The 20,441-nt window shown below is 56.1% G+C and carries 17 protein-coding genes; 4 read left to right on the top strand and 13 right to left on the bottom strand.

Features of this window, described 5'->3' with window-relative positions; all coding sequences use genetic code 11:
* The first annotated feature begins 17 nt into the window (after positions 1 to 17).
* The 3 genes from QPL98_RS04585 to QPL98_RS04595 all read left to right on the top strand — a co-directional run bounded on the left by QPL98_RS04585 (position 18) and on the right by QPL98_RS04595 (position 4,182).
* Complete coding sequence (locus QPL98_RS04585; RefSeq protein WP_303292799.1) at positions 18 to 2,249, top strand: hypothetical protein; 2,232 nt, start codon at positions 18 to 20, stop codon at positions 2,247 to 2,249.
* Between the two features lie 69 nt (positions 2,250 to 2,318).
* Positions 2,319 to 3,251: a glucosaminidase domain-containing protein gene (locus QPL98_RS04590; RefSeq protein WP_303292800.1), complete on the top strand. Its 933-nt coding sequence runs from the start codon at positions 2,319 to 2,321 to the stop codon at positions 3,249 to 3,251.
* A gap of 31 nt (positions 3,252 to 3,282) precedes the next feature.
* Positions 3,283 to 4,182: an acyltransferase gene (locus QPL98_RS04595; protein WP_303292801.1), complete on the top strand. Its 900-nt coding sequence runs from the start codon at positions 3,283 to 3,285 to the stop codon at positions 4,180 to 4,182.
* A 26-nt stretch (positions 4,183 to 4,208) separates the two neighbouring features.
* Here the strand turns inward: QPL98_RS04595 and QPL98_RS04600 are convergent, their stop codons facing one another.
* From QPL98_RS04600 to zapE, 5 genes are all read right to left on the bottom strand, one after another.
* Entirely contained in the window at positions 4,209 to 6,884 is a 2,676-nt protein-coding gene (locus QPL98_RS04600; RefSeq protein ID WP_303292802.1) for a LuxR C-terminal-related transcriptional regulator, read from the bottom strand.
* Positions 6,885 to 7,151: 267 nt separating this feature from the next.
* Positions 7,152 to 8,513 carry a DUF1329 domain-containing protein gene (locus QPL98_RS04605; protein ID WP_303292803.1) on the bottom strand — a complete coding sequence of 454 codons (1,362 nt, stop codon included), beginning with the start codon at positions 8,511 to 8,513 and terminating at the stop codon, positions 7,152 to 7,154.
* A 33-nt stretch (positions 8,514 to 8,546) separates the two neighbouring features.
* Positions 8,547 to 10,385 (bottom strand): DUF1302 domain-containing protein, encoded by a 1,839-nt coding sequence (locus tag QPL98_RS04610; protein WP_303292804.1) that lies wholly within the window; start codon positions 10,383 to 10,385, stop codon positions 8,547 to 8,549.
* A gap of 218 nt (positions 10,386 to 10,603) precedes the next feature.
* On the bottom strand, positions 10,604 to 11,788 hold the full coding sequence (locus QPL98_RS04615; RefSeq protein WP_303292805.1) for a thiolase family protein: 1,185 nt from the start codon (positions 11,786 to 11,788) through the stop codon (positions 10,604 to 10,606).
* A 35-nt stretch (positions 11,789 to 11,823) separates the two neighbouring features.
* Complete coding sequence (gene zapE, locus QPL98_RS04620) at positions 11,824 to 12,921, bottom strand: cell division protein ZapE (protein ID WP_303292902.1); 1,098 nt, start codon at positions 12,919 to 12,921, stop codon at positions 11,824 to 11,826.
* A 236-nt stretch (positions 12,922 to 13,157) separates the two neighbouring features.
* Here zapE and QPL98_RS04625 point away from each other — a divergent pair, with 236 nt between their 5' ends.
* Entirely contained in the window at positions 13,158 to 13,595 is a 438-nt protein-coding gene (locus tag QPL98_RS04625; RefSeq protein ID WP_303292806.1) for a YhcB family protein, read from the top strand.
* Positions 13,596 to 13,757: 162 nt separating this feature from the next.
* Here QPL98_RS04625 and QPL98_RS04630 read toward each other — a convergent pair whose 3' ends face one another.
* From QPL98_RS04630 to QPL98_RS04665, 8 genes are all read right to left on the bottom strand, one after another.
* Complete coding sequence (locus tag QPL98_RS04630) at positions 13,758 to 14,501, bottom strand: Nif3-like dinuclear metal center hexameric protein (RefSeq protein ID WP_303292807.1); 744 nt, start codon at positions 14,499 to 14,501, stop codon at positions 13,758 to 13,760.
* Between the two features lie 318 nt (positions 14,502 to 14,819).
* Positions 14,820 to 15,881, bottom strand: coding sequence for a histidinol-phosphate transaminase (gene hisC, locus QPL98_RS04635; RefSeq protein WP_303292808.1), 1,062 nt, complete (start codon positions 15,879 to 15,881; stop codon positions 14,820 to 14,822).
* Positions 15,874 to 17,178: a histidinol dehydrogenase gene (hisD, locus tag QPL98_RS04640; RefSeq protein WP_303292809.1), complete on the bottom strand. Its 1,305-nt coding sequence runs from the start codon at positions 17,176 to 17,178 to the stop codon at positions 15,874 to 15,876. Before hisD ends, hisC begins: the two co-directional genes overlap by 8 nt.
* A gap of 26 nt (positions 17,179 to 17,204) precedes the next feature.
* Complete coding sequence (gene hisG / locus QPL98_RS04645; RefSeq protein WP_011786147.1) at positions 17,205 to 17,849, bottom strand: ATP phosphoribosyltransferase; 645 nt, start codon at positions 17,847 to 17,849, stop codon at positions 17,205 to 17,207.
* 29 nt (positions 17,850 to 17,878) lie between these two features.
* Complete coding sequence (gene murA, locus QPL98_RS04650; RefSeq protein WP_022992001.1) at positions 17,879 to 19,141, bottom strand: UDP-N-acetylglucosamine 1-carboxyvinyltransferase; 1,263 nt, start codon at positions 19,139 to 19,141, stop codon at positions 17,879 to 17,881.
* Positions 19,142 to 19,160: 19 nt separating this feature from the next.
* Positions 19,161 to 19,409 (bottom strand): BolA family protein, encoded by a 249-nt coding sequence (locus QPL98_RS04655; protein ID WP_014422100.1) that lies wholly within the window; start codon positions 19,407 to 19,409, stop codon positions 19,161 to 19,163.
* 60 nt (positions 19,410 to 19,469) lie between these two features.
* Positions 19,470 to 19,787, bottom strand: a complete 318-nt coding sequence (locus QPL98_RS04660) for a lipid asymmetry maintenance protein MlaB (RefSeq protein WP_199452328.1) — start codon at positions 19,785 to 19,787, stop codon at positions 19,470 to 19,472.
* The gene (locus QPL98_RS04665) at positions 19,784 to 20,437 is read right to left on the bottom strand and encodes a phospholipid-binding protein MlaC (RefSeq protein WP_199452329.1); all 654 of its coding nucleotides are present in this window, start codon (positions 20,435 to 20,437) and stop codon (positions 19,784 to 19,786) included. Before QPL98_RS04665 ends, QPL98_RS04660 begins: the two co-directional genes overlap by 4 nt.
* Between the last annotated feature and the right edge of the window lie 4 nt (positions 20,438 to 20,441).

Here is a 20,441-nt window from a genome sequence, read left to right on the forward strand (position 1 = left end):
AACCGGACTGCGCTTTCATGAGACTGACAATCCCTTCCCTATTGGCTACTTCCTTGTTGCTTTCCGCCTGTGGAGGCGGAGATAGTGCGATTGACGGCGCCAAAGACATTCCCAACCGGTTTGGCAACACTCAGAACGCGCTGGATGATTTCAGTTCCGGCAGTACCGGGGATTCCAGCAACGCCCGGGGCCTGAAGCCAAATCAGGTACGGGTTACCATGGAATTACCCGTTAATCTGGCACCTGAGGGCGAGCAAACACGGCGTAACCTTCGTATTGTGATTCCCGATCAGGTTCGGGTTTACCGCACCAACACCAGCGCACAAACCTTTGATGATGTTCGTTACTCCACTGAAAAAGGGACGGACGGCCACTTTATTCTGACCTTTGATAATGGCGTTCCCGTTGGTCCGGATGTGATCATTGAGGCCCGTTATGGCACAGCCACAATGACCGCTCTGGCAGCAGACGCCGACCGGGATGTAAAGGTGAACCCCTTTTCCCATTATCTGGTTACCGAGGTGCTCTGGCGACGGTACTCCACCAATGATTTTCAGACCGTATTGGCCTGTGTGGATAACGCTTCGTGCCTGAACAAGTATGTATGGGGAACGCTGGCCGATCAGGTACACGATTTTGAGATTGAGATTCCGGAGAACGCTAACGTTACCCAAGCGACCTCTACACTGGCTAACCGGGCTGATTTTGCCAGCTATGTAGCAGATATGGCGGACTACGCACTGCTCGGCCAGGCATCCTCAGACCGTATTTCCGCCAGTGCGGCGGATTACAACTCCGTGTTTCTCGGCCTGGAATTGGGCCAGACGTTTCGCGAATCCAATGCGGCAGGAGCCGGCCAGTGGGGCGTCCGTATGGCTCAGGTAGAGCGGCTGACCGAGGACAACCGCGCCTTTTTGTATCCCGCACTGACGCTCACGTCGTTCGATGCCTTCAACCTGAACATCACGTCTCTGGCCACGGACATACCTTACGATCGCCAAACGCAGATTCACGGTTTTTTCGAGCGGAATAATTCCGGCATTCCAGAGCAGCTCTTTTTCGAGCGCGGGACCGAAACCTGGGAACGAAACAGCCATTCCAGCGCCCCGGGTGCTGCCACACTGACCACCGAAACACCGGCTCGCTTGCTGGCGGGAAGAGCCCTGTACCAAACCATCACCAAACGAAACAGCAGCCTGATCAATGGCTGGACCAGAAACCCGTACTATCTGGATGCCTTTACTTCCGAACCGGTGAATGACCAGAGCGGGCCAGACCGGGTACTGACCAACTATTTCACCGGCGGCAAAGCGATCGCGCTGGAAGATGATAACGGCAAGCTCAAACGCCGGAACATTCTCGAAAACCACTACCTGAGCGTATTCGAGCTACACCTTCAACGTGCGGAGGAATTCAAGGTCTCCGATATGGCCGGACAGGCCTATAACGTGACCTACCTCGCCACCCGCTTCGCCGATGGGGCGCCTGCGACATTCGAAACCGGGCATGGTCAATGGGTATTCGGCTCAGCGAACGATCAGACTCTCAACGGCACCGCCAATGTGGATCAGTTCACCCTGGCCCGCGACGCCTCCGGTGGCGTAGCCACACCCGATACCAGCAACGACACCTGGAATCTGATTAACCGGCGTTCCCGCCTGAGCTCGGGTGATATTTATATGGGGCGGCTGGGGTTGTTCCGCAACGAGATCGACGAACGAACCAACTTCAACGACCCCAACTTTGGCATCCCCGACATGGGCCTGGGGGCGGCAACCCCAAATCAGGATCTGATGGCCTTTAACCTCAATGATGGCACGTTGGGCAGTGGCCTCCTGGTGGCAGGAAAAACGCTCACAGACGGAGCACTGACAGAAGGCACCTATCGGTTACAGGGCGCCATCGTTGGCGTGACCCAGGAGGAAAACCGGCTCTACCACGTGAACAATGCGCAGCTGACCCTGGTGAACAGTTCTGCCAGCTTTGAGGGCAAAACCATGATGGTGAACCACCTTATCGAAGACAACGAGGTGGTGGCCCCTGAAGAACTGCCGATGCAGTTTAATGGCAGCTTCACAACAACATTGGAAGGGGGCATTTCGATTACCAGCGCCGGAGAATACGAGATGCGCGGCTTCTATACCACGGCCGGCAACCAGATCTTCCTGGTTATCAGCGACGATACCGGCCCGGAAATGAAAACCGGGCTATTGCTCGCAACGCTTGTTGAGGAATCCTCTGCGCCTTAAAACCTGAACCGCGGACAGCCCCGTATAACCTGTTATAATTCCAGCCATATCGATAGTAGCGAGGGGTTTATGACTGCAGTTAACCGGGCGCTGATGCTGTTCGTACCGTTGTTTGCGTTTGCTGTTGCGGGTGCCATCTACACGCCAACCTCAAGTCAGAATACCCTGCCGGGAGAAGGGGAAGGCGAGGTTACCCTGTCTTCCCTGCCTCCACTTCCAAAATGGGCGAATGAAGGTCTCCCGGACTTTTCCAGGTATCAGGACACCACTGAAAAGAAAGTCGCCTTCTTCTCTTACCTCTACCCCAGAATTGTTCTCGCCAATTCCCGTATTCTGCTGGAACGTGAATATCTGGCATCACTTGAGGAAAAGGCAACACTGAGCAAAGATGAACTCGCCTGGTTAACGAACCAAGGAGATCGGCTGCGTATTGATGCTGAGCCTGGAAGTGACAAGCAGTTTGCCTTGCTTCGGAAACGCCTGGATGTCATCCCCCCTTCACTGATCCTGGCTCAGGCAGCGAATGAATCCGCCTGGGGGACCTCCCGGTTTGCGACCGAAGGTAACAATCTCTTTGGTCAATGGTGCTTCTCCAGGGGCTGTGGGCTGGTTCCGCAGAGTCGAATCGAAGGTGCCAATCACGAAGTGGCAAAATTCCCGTCACCTTATTACTCCGTACGCTCCTACATTCAGAACCTGAACCGTCATCCCACCTACCAAACGGTTCGGGATATTCGGCTCGCTGATCGCAATGCCCAGAAACCCCTGTCAGGGTGGGAGCTTGCAGAGGGTCTGCTTGGCTATTCCGAGCGTGGTGAGGAGTACATAAAAGAGATTCGCTCCATGATCCGTTACAACAATCTGGAGTTCTACGACGAGGAATTCAGAACCCTGCTGGGTGACCGGACCCCTGCACAGTTTGAACGGCTGGCATCCGCCATTCCGGACACGACGCTCCTGCCCGGTGGATCCGGTGGCCAACTGAGCCCGTTTGAAGGCTAATCCCTGAACCTGACAGATTCGAGATTCTCCGATGCTTGATTTCTTGCCCGCGCCGCTAAAAGGCATCCTTGCGGTGCTGTTGATACTGACCAACACCCTGTTGTTCCTTCCGCTACTGTTGCTGGTAGCACTGGCCAAACTCATTGTTCCAGTCCTTCCGTTTCGTAAGGCGTGCACTATCGTGCTGAATGCCATTGCCTGGTACTGGATCGGCTTCAACAACACCCTGATGAATCTGCTCCACCGGGTGGAATGGGAGGTCCGTGGTGCGGAAGAACTCAGCAAGAAGCACTGGTATTTTGTCACCTGCAACCATCAGAGCTGGGCTGACATTCCCGCTATTCAATATGTACTGAACAGCAAAATCCCACTGCTGAAGTTCTTCCTGAAAAAGCAGCTGATCTGGGTGCCTTTGTTAGGAGTTGCCTGGTGGGCTCTGGATTTCCCGTTTATGCACAGACATACCAAGGAACAGATCGCCAAACGCCCGGAACTGAAAGGCAAGGACATTGAAGCGACAAAGGCCGCCTGTGAAAAATTCCGGTACACACCAGTGACCATTTTCAATTTTATGGAAGGCACCCGTTTCACCCCGGAAAAACACCAGCGCCAGAACTCACCTTACAAGCATCTGCTGAAACCCAGAGCGGGCGGCACGGCCTTTGTATTTGGCGCCATGGGCGAGATGATTCATACCATGCTGGATGTCACTATCGTGTATCCCGGTGGCCGACCCGGCATCTGGGACTACCTGTGCGGACGGGTGCGCAAGATCGTGATCGATATTCGCACCCGCGAAGTGCCGGAGCGTTTTCTTGGAATGGATTACGAAAACAACCGGGAGGTCAGGGTCGACTTCCAGCGATGGGTAAGTGAGATCTGGGCGGAGAAAGACCAGCGAATTGAAACACTGTTGGCCGAAAACAGCTAACGAATAATCCCTGCGGGGCTGCGGTATTACAGCAGCCCCAGCTCCCGGGCCCGGACAATTGCCTGTGTCCGTGATTTAACATCCAGCTTGGCGTTTATCCTTCTGGCGTGGGTTTTCACGGTATGCAGCGAAATGTGCAATTTGTCGGCGATTTCCTGGTTTGATAGCCCCTGGGCGATCAATTCCAGAACGCCCTGCTCTCGATCACTGATAGGCTCGGCCAGGGGGTCTGCCGCCGGTGCCACGGGCTCACAACCAAACAGCCGCCCAAGCGCTGCGGTGAAGTCCCCGTTATCAAGATGGCGATAACATTTGTCCATCAACGGGCCAAGCTCTTTCATAAGCTCTGCAAAGGGGCTTATAAAATGCTCCCGGCTCGCCTGGGCAACGACGCTCTCCAGCCTCTTCCGGGCGGCAGGAAGGCCTTTCTCGGCTTCCAGCAGAACAGCATCCAGCAAACCCGCATGCAGCTGCAGCCCCCAGGGCATGCCGCCCTCGTATTTCTCTGAGACAGCATCCAGATGTTCCCGGGCTCTCACCAGGTCGCCATTGGCCATATCAGCCCGCACCTGCAAGCAATCCAGCAGGCCTGGCATCATCGGGAAAAGCTCTGGAACACATCCACCTTTACGGTAAGGTTCCAGTTTGGCGATCGCCTGCGTCGCACTGTCGTGTTGGCCTTGAGCCAGCCAACAGCTGGCCTTCAACGCTTCCAGAACCGGTACGTACAGGCTCTCATCCACCTGCCAGGTATGCATGGTGCGCTCTGCCCGGCCCACCCAGACGAAGGCATCATCCATCCGGCCCTGAGCGCGACACATCAGTACCCTCAACGCCATGGCGAGCAGCAACCCGAGATCACGGGTCTGTTCGGCATGACGGGCACAGTTGACCAATAGTCGATCGGCTTCCGTCAGACGCCCCTGATGCCAGAGCACCAGAACCAGGTTCAGCTGCAGGCGGGTTTCCCCGATTCGTGCCGGCCGGCTGAGTTCCTGCATGGCCGTATCCAGCCCGGTTCGTAATAGCTGCTCCGCGTGGCGCAGTGCCCCTTTGCCCAGTTCAATGCGAGCATGGGCGTATACCGCCAGGGCCTCGGACCCCGAATCGCCAGCTTCGCGGGCCAGCTTGGAAGCAACGCGATTGGCATCCCGAGCCTCCTGAAAAGACCCGGCCGCACAAAGCGCGCTCGAACGAACAATTTGAGTCACCAACTGCGCCTGGGTCGACATACTACCCATCGCCAGCGCCTTGTCAGCCATGGCCAACGCTGGCTGCACAAAACCCTCGCCGCGCAATATAAACGCCTTCAAAGCGTAGATGCGGGCCTCATGCTCTTTCCGGTCCCGGCCATTGAAGCCTTCAAGAAGTTGCTTTGCCTGCTGGAACTGACCACCAATGGCATGTACCCAGCCATAGACAATACGCAACCGGGCGCTTCGCTCCAGCAACTCTGCCGGCAGGTTTTTTCTCAAGCTCAGCAAAGAGGCAGTGTCCTGGCCCAGTAACAGCGCCTCGGTACTCTCTGAAGCAATACGCACGACTTCATCGTTATCACCAGCCAGCACGGCATACTTCAGTGCCTCCGGAAACTGCTGGCGTTGCTCGAACCATCGGCTGGCCATCAACATGCGGGTTATGTACCCCCCCATCACCGGGGTCTGCAGCCAGGCCTGTAGCAATGGGTTCAGGCGATACCACCGGCCCCGGCCAGGAACCGCCTTCAAAGGCAGCCCCCGGTCAGCAGCCTCTGACGGCGGCATCCCCGATTCGGACACGGAGGGCTCGATAGCGAAAAACAACTCATCCGAACAGGTGTCCAGCTCGGCAATCGCCCGCATTGATTTCAATTGGGTAGAACCCAACTGGGCCGCAATACAGTCTTTCAGGAAACGCTCTACCGAAGGGGTTTCATGCAGGGCCCTACGCTCCCCGCCCTGTTTCAGCTCTCGCCGATACAGTGCCAGTGGCGTTGGCCAACCTTCAGTGAGCCCGAATAAATGATCAATCGCGACGCTGGTAATCAGGCTGTCGGAACGCGCTTTTGCAAAAAACTCAAAGGTTTCAGACCGTGAGAACTCCAGGATATCCGGCCCCAGCCTCGTGTACTTGCCATTCAATTCCAGTGTGTGACTCTCAAATGGCACCGGACGCCGAGAAGCCATAGCAACGGAAAGACCCGATGGCAGATGGGTAACCAGCTGGTGCAATAAGCCACTGACCGCCGGGTTGGTAAGGTAATGGACGTTATCCAGCACCAGCACTTCCCTGGCCTCGCCGGCTTGCCGATCTCGATTGACCAGAAGCATGGTCAAGTGGTCTTCAAAGGTTCCGCCATTGGGCGGAAGCACCTCTGCCACCCCCAACGCCATCGCAAGTATTGACAGAAAACGGGAGGGTGCGTTGTCTCCGGCATTAAGGGCGATCCAGCGAACATTCACATCCGGTGCACTGGCAAGCGCGCTGACTAGCGCATGGGTTTTACCATAGCCTCCCGGTGCTTCTAACTGAAGCAACCGCCCCGGCTGCAAAGCCTGGCAGATTATTCGATCCAGATTCGGCCTTGCCAGGGTTTCGTCTGGTACAGAGGGAACCCGCAGCCGGTGCTCCATGAGATCACGCACCAGCTCACCGCTCTGTAGACCACTGTTCGCGGTTTGGAACTCGTCGTTGGCTGCACAGCCTTCTTTAAAGGATTTCACGCACTGCCCCGTTTGAAACCGGCCGGACGAACGCCCGAACCGGAAAATAAGAGTCTTGCTCTTGCCAAAAACGGCATGGCGCCCTGCATGGGGTACGCCTTTAGTATGAGTCTTCAGGGAGAGGTTAAACTAAAGCAGGTGCCTGCTGCAAAAAATTGACGGGAAAAAAAGAGGTTAGAGGCGAATTTTTAACGCCACGGGAAAATTGGGGGCAAAAAAAACGAGCCCCTGGGGGCTCGTTTTTCTAACAGCTTTGAAGAGCCGCTATTAACGGGTTCCAGCGCGACGCAGAGCCGCCGGCGTGTAATCCCGCGACTGACGCTCGACACCGAAGGTGTACGGCTGGTTCTCTTCGTTCGTCAGGCCAAGAGCCAGGTAACGACCGGAGAGCAGATCGTACAGTACTTCGATCGCGTACCAGGGCACGTTCTGATCGTAGAACTGCATTCCGTGGGCTTCAGCGACACGCCAGAGCTCGCCACGGCCATCGTAGTGATCGATAACCGCTGCCTGCCAGGAGTCCTCATCAATGTAGAAGTCACGCTGGGCGTATACATGCCGCTCACCGTCCTTCAGGGTTGCACGCACGTGCCACACACGGTGCAGCTCGTAACGGGTCAGATCCTGATTGATGTGTCCGGCTTTGATGATTTCATCGTAGCTCAGGCCGCGATCCACCAGCTTGTAGGAGTTGTACGGAATGTACATTTCCTTCTTGCCCAGCAGTTCCCAGTTGTAGCGATCGGGAGCGCCGTTGTACATGTCGAAGTTGTCAGAGGTACGCATGCTATCAGACGCAGTACCCGGACCATCGTAGGCAACCTGCGGAGCACGACGAACCCGACGCTGACCGGCGTTGTAGATCCACGCCCGGCGTGGTTCGGCAACCTGGTCAATGGTTTCGTGAACCAGCAGTACGTTACCCGCCAGACGTGCCGGGGCGGTAATGGCCTGCTTGAAGTAGAACAGAACGTTGTCATCTTCACCCGGCTTGTAATCGCTCAGGTAAGTACGCCATGTCAGCTCGTCCTGGAACTTGACCACTGAGTAGTCGCCACCAGCCGTCGGGGTAACCTGGCCAACGTTCCGCTGCACCGAACCACCGCGATACCGGGTGATATGGTTCCAGATAACTTCCAGGCCGTTCTGGGGAATCGGGAACGGCGTCGCGCTCTCATAATTACCCAGGCCGTTACCGCTCTGAATCAACTCTACCTTGGTGGCGTTTTCAACGGTTTCATCCATCACGTCTTTTGGGTAAGCCGCTGTTCGGTGAGTCGGATACACCGGGATTGTGTAATCGGCATATTGGCGAATCATCGCCACCTGACCGGGAGACAGGTTGTCAGCATACTGATCGACGTTGCTCTGATCGATGACAAACTCGGGCTGCTCATCAGGGAACGGATTCACGTAAATGCCGTCACCCTTGTAGCCGGCCGGCGGGGTTGTCAAACCGCCGGTCCATGCCGGGATGGCACCGCCGTTACCGGCTTTCTCCGCACCCATCGGGGTCAGAGTATTCCCCAGTTTAGCCGCCTCTTCCGCAGAAACCGCGCCCCAGGCCTGACCGGTAAAGAGACTTGCAGCCAGTACACCAGTGGCCAGTAGTTTCTTGTTCAGTTTCATCTAAGTTACCTCGTTAAACGAATTCGGTCCGTTTCAGAATGAGTAGGAAACGCTCGCACTCACGAAATCACGGTCGGTCAACTCGTTATACGGTTTGCCACCGAAAAAGTTTGTGTAGCCGATGTTGCCTGTGATCTTGTTCTGGTAGACACCAGTCAGCGAGAGACCAATAGACTTGTTACCCTCATTGAACGCGCCTCCTGGCTGCGGTGCATAGCCTTTCACATCATGGCTCCAGGCAATCTGCGGTGACAGATTAATACCTGCGACAACGTTCGGATAATCCCAGACGAATCGCGCACGATAGCCCCAGGAGAAGTCGGTTACAAAACCATCGTTGGTGCAATAGTTAGTGTTGATGTTCGCGGATTCCCCAGACTCACACTGCCCATTGGGCAGAACACCAATACCAAAGGTCCCTGAACGGCCATAACGAGCCTCGTCCTTGCCTGGGAGATCGTGCACATAGGTTGCACCGAACTCTGTAATAAACGACAGGCGGCTTGCACCCATGACCTGATCGAAGAACTTGATCAATGTCATTTGAGCCTGCGATACACCGTAGCGGTCATAGCCTGATACTTCTACGTTATCAGTTGTGCCAAACTCTGCCTGCAACCGCTCCGCTTCACGCTGATACAGCAAACTGGTATCACGCTGAAGGCCACCATAGATAAGTTCAAAGGCGTTCCACTGAATTGGCAACTTATCCCGATAACTATATTCGGCACCAAGGGACCAACCGCCAGGTGTGGTCGTGTTGATACTGATTCCGTAAAGATCAATACCTTCCGGATACTCGATGAAGTAGCTCGGGAAACGCCCCCCAGCCGCCTGGTTACTGGTAACACCACTGATGTAGGGAAGTCGACTGTTGTACTTGATGTAGTAGAAGCCCAGCTCGGAATCATTAAGTGCAGGTACATACCATCGCAGCGCAACACCAAACTGGTCCTTCGAATCTGCCTCACGATCCCCGAGACGTGGCGCAATGAAACCCTGCTCATAAGCTTGACTGTCTGACAACTGACCGGCAAGGAGAACCGGACCACAGCCATCAGCTACGAAATCATTTGTGGAGAAAAAGGTACCGCAGTCATCTATGCGAACCTTTTCCCAGTCCGTCTGCACAAAAGCCTCAATAGTGACGTTTTCGGTAACGCCCGCAGAAATGTAAAACATCTCAACTGGCAGCAAAGCGTCCTTCAACTCCGCACCTGGCGCCCTGAAGGCCGGTACATCAATCGGGTTTATCGTATTGATACCACCTTGAATGAAGGTGCTTTCGCCCCAGGATACCACCTGTTTGCCATAGCGGGCGCTAACTGGGACATTACCGAAATACCAATCAGAAAACACATAAGCGTCGAGAATCTCACCGCCAGAAGCATTGTCCTGACCATCAGCACTCAGTTGCCGCCGCTGGCCCACCGGATCAACAGCGCGGTTTTCATCTTTGAGTTCAAAATCATACCAGTAGCGACCACGGAGCAAACCACCAACCCGCGTCAGGAACTGACTATCTACTGAATAATCGAGAAAAAGTTCGCTGTTACCCTTTACAACTTTGGAGTAGGTGTCACCCTTTTCGAAGTTCAGGTTGCCGTCGTCATAGTTGTTGCTTGAGGCACCAATGTTGGCGAGCGATCCGCCGGGAGCGTACTCAGGACCCAAGTTGCCTTGCGTAATCAGTCGCTTGTCCGGATCCTGAACACGCCAGCCTACACCGGCACTAAGGGTGGTATTGAACTGAGCCTCAACATCACCCATGTAGAACGAGTATGCTGCTGCCTGGCCGGACACACCGGCGGCTATGGCTACGGCAAGTGGTAACTTGGTCCAACGCTGCCACGGTTGAGTTTTTCTTGTCATTGGAAGGCTACTCCGTTGTTGTTCTGAGTCGCTGCTCGATTGTTCTGGTGTTAGGTGTCCTGACGGCTGTACACACAGTGCCGTGATGATTGCACTATAGCTAAGCCTTTCGGGGGCTTTGATCAGTCAAAAGTATGATTTTGCTATCACTCTCTGTTCAGCCGGGGCTCGCACTCCCTCACTATAGACAAGATTCAGGAGTGCAACCACCTGTCGTCTTACAGCATTTCAATCGCCATCGCGGTGGCTTCACCACCACCGATGCACAGCGCAGCCACGCCCTTCTTTTTGCCATAGCGCTTGAGTGCATGCATCAGGGTAACCAGAAGACGGGAGCCGGTAGACCCAACCGGATGCCCCTGGGCACAGGCGCCACCGTGAATATTGACCTTGTCTGGATCCAGGCCCAGCTCTTTGATAGGCATCATGGCCACCATGGCGAAGGCTTCGTTGATCTCGTAAAGGTCAACATCGTCTTTGGTCCAGCCGGCTTTCTCGAAAAGCGTCTGGATCGCGCCCACTGGCGCACAGGTGAACTCGCTGGGATGCTGGGACTGAGTGCTATGGGCAACGATCCGCGCCAGGGGCTTGAGGCCACGTTTTTCGGCTTCGGATTCACGCATCAGCACCAGTGCTGAGGAGCCGTCAGAAATGGAAGACGCGTTTGCCGCAGTCACGGTACCGTCTTTGGCAAACGCCGGGCGCAGTGTCGGAATCTTCTCAATGTTGGCGTTGTGGGGCTGCTCATCATCCTCTACCACCACCTCGCCCTTACGGGTCTTGACGGTAACGGGGATGATCTCTTCTTTGAGCAGGCCTTCTTCAATCGCTTTCTTGGCACGATTCAGGGAGGAAATCGCGTAGTCGTCCATTTCTTCCCGGGTATAGCCTTTCTTGTCCGCCATTTCCTGGGCGAAAGATCCCATCAAACGGCCAGTCTCGGCGTCTTCGAGGCCATCCAGGAACATATGGTCCTGGGGCGCCTGCCCAGGCCCCATGCGGTAGCCCTGGCGGGCGCCCAGCAAAATGTGAGGCGCGTTGGACATACTCTCCATGCCACCGGCTACCATGATGTCGTTTGAGCCGGCTTTGATCAGGTCATGGGCGAACATGGTCGCTTTCATGCCGGAGCCACAAAGTTTGTTAATGGTGGTGGCGCCAGTACTGTCTGGCAGTCCCGCCTTGCGCATGGCCTGGCGAGCAGGACCCTGCTTCAGGCCAGCCGGCAGCACGTTACCCATAATGACTTCCTGAATATCGGCAGGCTGCAGGCCTGCGCGCTTCACCGCCTCGGCGATGGCAATTGCACCCAGTTCCGGTGCGGAAACCGGGGCAAGGCTACCCATAAAACCACCCATGGGGGTGCGAACACCGCTCACGATGACAACGTTGTCCTGACTCATGCTGTGACCTCTCTGTTGGTTCTTTATGATTCTGGTTATGGTTTGTGGGGCGCTTCGAGATACTCTTGGGATTGCATCTCCAGCAACCGGGATTCCGTGCGCTCGAATTCAAAGCTCAGGCGCCCGCCCGAATAGAGCTCGGTGATGGGCGCTGCAGCGGAGATAATGACCTTGACGTTGCGGTCGTAGAACTCATCGATCATGTTGATAAAACGGCGCGCCTGGTCGTCCTTGTCGCCGCCAAGCACCGGTACATTGCTGACGATAATGGCGTGGAACTGGCGCGCCATTTCGATGTAATCGTTCTGGCTTCGGGGGCCGTCACACACGTCTTTGAAGTCAAACCAGACCACATCGTCTGCGTGGGCCTGGGCCGGAATCTTGCGACCGTTGATTTCCATGGTTTTACTGTGCTTCGCCGCTTCGACGGCCAGGGCGTCGAAACTGTTCCGCAAGCTGATATCCGCCTCATCATCCAGCGGACAGTGATAAAGCTCTGCCTGCTCCAGGGTACGCAGGCGATAGTCCACGCCGCCATCCACATTCACCACATCGGTGTACTTCTTTACCAGCTCAATGGCAGGCAGGAACCGCGCGCGCTGGAGGCCATCTTTATAAAGGCCATCGGGGACGATATTGGACGTACACACCAAAGTAACACCACGACCAAAAAGCCCATCCATCAGCGTGGCAAGGATCATGGCATCGCCAATATCGGAAACAAAGAACTCGTCGAAACAGATGACACGGGTCTCGTCCGCAAACTTTTTAGCCACCATCTCAAGGGGGTTTTTCTCCCCTTTCAAAGCTTTCAATTCGTTGTGAACGCGCTGCATAAAACGGTGGAAGTGCACCCGCATCTTGCGCTCGAATGGCAGCGACTCAAAAAAGGTGTCCATCAGATAGGTTTTACCCCGGCCAACGCCGCCCCAGAAATACAGGCCTTTAACCGGCTCTTCCCGGCCCTTCTTGAGTTTGCGGCGCAGTTTGGCCAGCCCTTTATTGCGCTCGTTTTCAGCAGCCACCAATTTATCGTACAGTGTCTGCAAGCGTTGAACTGCATCTACCTGGGCGGGGTCCTTGTGAAAATCCGGGCGTTCTAGATCCTTTTGGTAACGCTCCCAAGGGGTCAGGTTCGCAACGGTATCGGAGGACGTGGCTGCAGTCATCAGGCTTCCTGAATAGTTGAGTCGAGTGAAAAATCGGCGCGGTATTGTCGCCTATTTCGCGTTTTTTCGCCACGCCGGGCGGCTCTCGGGGCAATACGACGATTGGCTCAGTGTTTCAGCATGGGCTCAATCGGTTTGGGGCGTTATACTCCGTTTACGGGGATTGGCTCACTTCCAGGCAATATAAGGACGATTTTCATATGACAAACCTGATTCTGGCGGCAGTTGCCGCGTTGGTAGTTGGCATTGTCATCGGGATTCTGGTTGGCCGTTCCGGCCAGGGAGCAACGTTGCGGCAGCGCCGGGCGGAGCAGCAGATTGAAGAGCTGCGCAGCGAGTTTACGCGCTATCAGGCCCAGGTGAACGAACACTTTATGGAATCTGCGCATCTGTTGCGCCGGTTCAACGACGCCTACCGGGATGTGAACCAGCATATGGCTCGCGGCGCCAACCGTCTGTGCAATGACGAAGACTGGATGGAAGAGCTGGACCAGGAATCCAAGGGCAGGCTGGAGCATGGCAGTGATGGCGAGCCTTCAGAACCTCCCAGGGATTATGCACCCAAGGCTGATCCTGAAGCCAAGGGCACGCTGGCCGAAGACTATGGCCTGGACAAGGGCGAGCAACGCCCGGCTTGATTCTCCACCAGAGTGGTACCAGGCGCAGTCAGGGGAGAGCTTCCCAAAACACGCTGTGAATACTTCCCTGTACGCTCTGTTCCGCCATCCATGGCTCCACAAGGTTTTGGGAAGCTCTCCCCTGACTGCGCCCATACGTTAGGTGCAACCCAATAGCTCCGCTTAAACCGGGTTATCGCAGTCGATAAAACGGTGCGTAACACCAAACGCTTCAGCAATCGCCGCCCCTAACGCCTGCACTCCATAACGCTCTGTCGCGTGATGGCCCGCCGCAAAGTAATGGATGGCGCATTCCCGGGCTGTATGAGTTGTCGGCTCCGAGATTTCACCACTGATGTAGGCGTCTACGCCCGCCTCCAAAGCAACGTTGATGAAGCCCTGAGCGGCGCCCGTGCACCATGCGACGGTTTTGATCTTGTCTGCCCCGGCACCAACGTGCAACGGCTGCCTGTGCAAAGCCCGGGCCATCTGCAGCTCAAACTTTTCCACTGACAAGGGCTCCGGCAACTCACCCTGCCAAACCAGGCCACCCAGCGGCCTCGGATTCTGGATTCCGAGCACGTCGGCCAGTTGTCGGTTGTTGCCATACTCCGGATGATCGTCCAGTGGCAGATGGTAGGCAACGAGGTTGATGTCGTTATCCAGCAGCTGCTTGATCCGTTTTTTCTTCATGCCACGGATGGCCTGATCTTCGCCTTTCCAGAAATAGCCGTGGTGGACAAGGATCATGTCTGCGTTTAGTTCGACTGCGGCGTCGATCAGTGCCTGCGATGCCGTCACTCCCGTCACGATAACGCTAACGCTCTCCTTACCCTCTACTTGCAGCCCATTAGGAGCATAGTCCTGAAAATTGTCCGGCTGGAGCCATTCGGCTATTTTTACGAGGATTTCGTTTCTAAGGGCCATGACACCTCTCCTGCTCTGTCTGACTCATGATCATCGTAAGCTGGCGTGCACGCAGTTAAGCGGTGATGGGCGGGAGGGGCTTTCCGGAAATTTCGGAGGCCATGGATGGCCGGAGAGAAGCGCACATGGGCGTAGCAAACGCTTTAGAAGCGCAGCTTCTCGTGCCGCGCAGCGACAGCAATCTATGATTGCTGGCTGGACCCGCTTGCGGGTGCTTGTAGCGGTTTCCGGAACCCCCTGCTGACCCTTGCGGCACCTCGAAGCTGAAACGCCAGCGTAACTCAGCGCGCCGATTCCTCGTTCTACATGGATATTAGACTACAGCACACCGAGACCTTTTATCAGAGCATTGTTCTGATCGCTCGTACCAATCGTGATACGCAGAAAATCGCTGATTCTTGGCTTATTGAAATGCCGGACAATAATGCCCTGCTCCCGCAACTTCGCCGCAATTTCAGCGCCTTCATGGCCGGGATGACGGGCGAAAACAAAGTTTGCCTTGGATGGCAGCACCTCAAAACCAAGCGTTTCCAACTCCCTGGTCACCCGCTCGCGCTCGCGGATCACGCCACTGCAGGAATCCTCGAACCACTGCTTGTCCTCAAACGCAGCCACGGCACCGGCCAAAGCCAGCCGATCCAGCGGGTAGGAATTGAAGCTATCTTTGACACGGTTCAGAGCCTCGATCAGCTCTTCGTTACCGACCGCAAAGCCGACCCTCAGGCCCGCCAGTGAACGAGCCTTGGACAGAGTCTGGCACACCAACAGGTTCGGGTATTGATTTACCAAGCGAATCGCCGTCTCGCCGCCGAAATCCACATAGGCTTCATCAACCACCACCACGCTATCCGGGTTGGCCTGCAGGATATCCTCTACATGCCCGAGCCCGAGGTAGCGTCCCGTCGGCGCATTCGGGTTCGGGAAGATAATGCCGCCGTTGTCACGCCTGTAGTCGTTCGGATCGATCTCGAAGCTGTCGGTCAATGGAATAACCGCACTCTCGATCTGGAACAAGCCACAATACACCGGGTAGAAGCTATAGCTGATATCCGGAAACAGGATCGGCTTGTCGTGTTTCAGCAGCCCCTGAAAGATATGCGCCAGCACTTCATCGGAACCGTTGCCAACAAACACCTGCTTGGGGTTGATTCCAAAATCCACGTGGTAGTCGGCAATGGCATCTTTCAGGGCCTGGCCTTCCGGGTCCGGATACAGGCGCAGGCTGTCATTCAGTTCTCTCTGAATGGCTTCAATCACTTTTGGCGATGGGCCGAATGGGTTTTCATTGGTGTTCAGCTTAACCAGATTGGCCATTTTCGGCTGTTCACCCGGCACATAAGGCTTGAGTTCACTGACCAGGTCGCTCCAGTACTTACTCATTGATCCGGTACTCCGCTGAACGTGCGTGCGCAGTCAGACCTTCGCCACGAGCCAGAACCGATGCCACCCGCCCCATACGATCGGCGCCCTGAGCGGTAAAGCCAATAAGGGAAGAGCGCTTCTGGAAATCGTACACACCCAGAGGTGAACTGAACCGTGCTGTGCCGCTGGTTGGCAAAACGTGATTCGGGCCTGCGCAATAATCACCCAGGGCTTCGGCCGTGTGCCTGCCCATGAAAATCGCACCGGCGTGGCGGATGTCATCGAGCATGGCCTGCGGGTCTTCCACTGAGAGCTCCAGGTGCTCCGGTGCAATTCGATTACTCACTTCAGCGGCTTCTTTCAAATCTGCCACCTGAATCAGTGCACCCCGTCCCAGCATGGAGGTGCGGATAATTTTTTCTCGTTCCATGGTCGGCAGCAGCTTATTGATACTGGCTTCCACCGCATCCAGGAAGTCTGCGTCCGGGCTGACCAGAATGCTCTGGGCCTGCTCGTCGTGTTCGGCCTGGGAAAACAGGTCCATGGCGATCCAGTCCGGGTCGGTCTTGCCGTCACAGATCACCAGTATCTCCGAAGGGCCGGCAATCATGTCGATACCGACAACTCCGAAGACTTCGCGCTTGGCGGTGGCCACGAAGATGTTACCGGGGCCGACGATCTTGTCGACAGAGGGCACCGTGTCCGTGCCATAGGCCAGCGCGGCCACGGCCTGGGCGCCACCGATAGTAAACACGCGGTCTACCCCGGCAATGGCGGCCGCTGCCAGCACCATGTCATTCACCACACCATCCGGGGTCGGCACCACCATGATAACTTCAGACACACCAGCGACTTTGGCCGGAATCGCATTCATCAGTACCGACGAAGGATAGGCCGCCTTGCCACCCGGCACGTACAGACCGGCGCGATCCAGCGGCGTTACCTTCTGGCCCAGCACGGTTCCGTCTTCGTCCTGGTATTGCCAGGATTGCTGATTCTGGCGTTCGTGGTAGTCACGGATGCGTCCCGCCGCTTTTTCCAGACCCTCACGCTGATCCTGGGGAATTCGGTCCAAAGCTGCCTGCAAACGGCTTTTATCCATTTCCAGCTCAGCCATGGAGCCAACGTCCAGGCGATCAAACTTGGCCGTAAACTCCAGCACCGCCGCATCGCCCCGGGTCTTCACCTCGTGCAGGATATGCCGAACCGACTCATTCACCTGATGATCCACACTGTCGTCCCAGGCCAGCAGCTGGGCCAGCGCACTGTCAAAGTCGCTCTGGGTGGTGTTCAGTCTGGTGATTCTGTCGGTCATTTTTCAGATCCTGTCTTGGAGTAACACTACGAATCGCGGCGTCGTTCAACGGCCGCGGACATCTTCTCGATTATGGGGTTTATCTGGCCGTGTTTCATCTTCATGGAGGCCCGGTTAACCACCAGTCGGCTACTGATGTGGTCAATCAGTTCTCTTGGCTCCAGCCCGTTGGCCTTGAGGGTATTGCCGGTATCCACGATATCAACAATCTCATCGGCCAGGTTCAGGATCGGTGCCAGTTCCATGGCTCCGTAGAGCTTGATGATATCGGCCTGCCGGCCCTGAGCCGCATAATAGCGCCGGGCCAGGTTGACGAATTTGGTGGCAACACGAATCCTGCCTGCCGGTGGCTGCTCGCCTTTTTTGCCTGCGGTCATCAACCGGCAACGGGAGATGTTCAGATCAAGCGGTTCGTAGAGGCCGTCGCCACCGTGCTCCATCAGAACATCCTTACCTGTAACGCCCAGATCGGCGCCACCGTATTGAACATAGGTGGGCACATCGGTCGCCCGGATGATCAGAATCCGCACGTTCGGGTCGGTGGTGGGAAACACCAGCTTGCGGGACTTTTTCACGTCGTCGACAAGCTCAATGCCCGCTTCCGCCAGCAGCGGCAGGGTTTCTTCCAGAATGCGACCCTTCGACAAGGCGATGGTGATGGAATCTGTCATGTATCCTTCCGGGTTCCCGTTGGTCAAATTCAGGCTGGCAGACGGCGGATGCTGGCGCCCAACAGCTGCAACTTCTCTTCAATGCACTCATAACCACGGTCAATGTGGTAAATGCGGTCAACAATGGTATCGCCGTCTGCCACCAGGCCGGCGATCACAAGGCTAGCCGAGGCCCGCAGGTCGGTCGCCATGACCGGAGCCCCGGTCAGATGTTCGACACCCTTGATGATGGCAGCGTTACCCTCAAGGGTAATGTCTGCGCCCATCCGGATCAGTTCCTGCAAGTGCATGAATCGGTTTTCAAATACGGTTTCGACGATGGTACCTGAACCCTCGGCCACCGCATTCATGGCCGCAAACTGAGCCTGCATATCCGTGGGGAACGCCGGATAAGGCGCGGTCCGCAGGCTGACTGCCTTGGGCCGCTTGCCTTTCATATCCAGTTCAATCCAGTCCGGGCCGGTCGTGATGTGCGCCCCCGCCTCTTCCAGCTTGAGCAGCACCGCTTCCAGGATATCTTCCCGGGTATCTTTTACTTTCACCCGGCCACCAGTCGCAGCCGCCGCCACCAGGTAGGTTCCGGTCTCGATCCGGTCCGGCAACACGTTGTAGTGGCATCCGTGCAGGCGCTCCACACCATTGATTTCAATGGTCGCGGTACCGTGGCCTTTGATATCGGCACCCATGGCGATCAGGCACTCAGCCAGATCCACCACTTCCGGCTCGCGGGCCGCGTTTTCGAGGATGGTTTTACCCTCGGCGAGCGCAGCTGCCATCATCAGGTTTTCGGTACCCGTTACGGTGACCGTATCCAGGAAAATGTGGGCACCCTTCAACCGGCCATTGGTCTTGGCCTTGATGTAGCCATTCTCCACCTTTATGTCGGCACCCATCATTTCCAGACCGTGGATGTGCAGGTTAACCGGCCGGGTACCGATAGCACAGCCACCCGGCAGGGAGACTTCGGCTTCGCCAAAATGAGCCACCAGCGGGCCGAGCACCAGTATGGAGGCGCGCATGGTCTTTACCAGCTCGTACGGTGCATGGAAGTGCTTGATGGTGTTGGCGTGCACTTCAACACTCATCTTTTCGTCAATGAGCAGCTCCACCCCCATGCGACCGAGCAGCTCGATCATGGTGGTAATATCGTTCAGATGCGGCAGGTTGCCGACGGTGACCGGCTCATCCGCCAGCAGTGTCGCCGCCAGAATGGGCAGGGCCGCGTTCTTGGCACCGGAAATGCGAATTTCGCCATCCAGGGGCTTTCGACCCCTGATCAATAGTTTGTCCACGGTAATTATCCTGTTCGGTTCAGGCGCCGGCCTGCTGATCGGCCCACTCGCTCGGGGTAAAGGCTTTCGGGTGAAGGGCGTGAATGGTGCCGTCCATGACATGCTGGAATAGCACCTTGTTGATCATTTGCTGCCGTTTGATGGTGGGCAGTCCCTCAAATACGTCACCCACCACCACAACAAGATAGTGGTTGCCATCAACCTGTACCTGAACCTCGCAACCGGGCAGGGCTTCTTTGACAAGTTCGGTAACCTGGGCGGCGTCCATAAGGATTCCTCGACTAAGTTGAAATCAGGGGCGGAATTGTAACCAATTCCCGGGCGCCGGTCAGCTGTACTCGGCAAATCCGGGAATCTGATCCTGAAGATTACTGAGTGCGGCCAGAGAACGAAGTCGCTCACTGGCGCCTGTGAAGGAGAGATGGCAATGTCGGCTTAGCGCCAGACGCTGCCAACATAAAAGCATCGAAAGCACCACACTGTGGGCGGTGCCAAGCCCCGACAGATCAACCTCAAGCGTGCCGTCGGCCTGCTGGATTTCCTGCTCGCCCTGCTTGCGCAGTGCCAGGACCGTGTCGGCATCGACATCGCCGGTTACGCGAAGGGTTGCGCCATCCCGAACGATGCCCGGCGCACACTCACTCATGAACGATCCACCTGCTCGTCCAGATTCAGGGCCTCAACCGCATCACCCCAGCCGTCAATCACCGCCTGGACCTGGCCGCGATTCTCTTCCATTTCCTGGGCAAAGCGATCCCGGAAGGCAAGACCGATGTTAACGCCCTCTACGATGACGTTCTCCATCATCCAGCGGTCGTCGCCTGTCCGGTACATCGAGTAAGTGACCGGATAACGGTTGCCGGAGGCACTGATCAACTCCATTTCTACTGAAGCGCGATCCTCATTCTGAGGAAGGATGGTGGCTTCCTTGACGATGATCTCGAAATCTTCCGCGGAAACCAGGGCCTGGGCATAACTGTCAAACAGGCTGCGCTTGAACTTCTCGACAAAAGCATCCCGCTGCTCTGGCGTGGTCTGGCGGGCATATCGCCCCATCACTCGGGCAGCAATCCGGCGAAAATCGACAAACTCCTGAAGGGTTTCATCCATGCTGGCATAAAACGCCTCAGGATCCTTTTCGTACAACCCTTTCTCGGCATTGAGCTTCTGCACCAGCTTCTGGGTGTTCTCGTCCACGTAACGTTTCAGATCCTCCTCCGGCCCTGCGCAGGCCTGACCCACCACCAGGGCGAGCATGGCAATCATCAACGTCAAACGGTGTTTAAGGGCACTCATTACT

Origin of the sequence: Marinobacter sp. ST-43 (assembly GCF_030541085.1) — a bacterium.
Taxonomy (GTDB): domain Bacteria; phylum Pseudomonadota; class Gammaproteobacteria; order Pseudomonadales; family Oleiphilaceae; genus Marinobacter; species Marinobacter nauticus.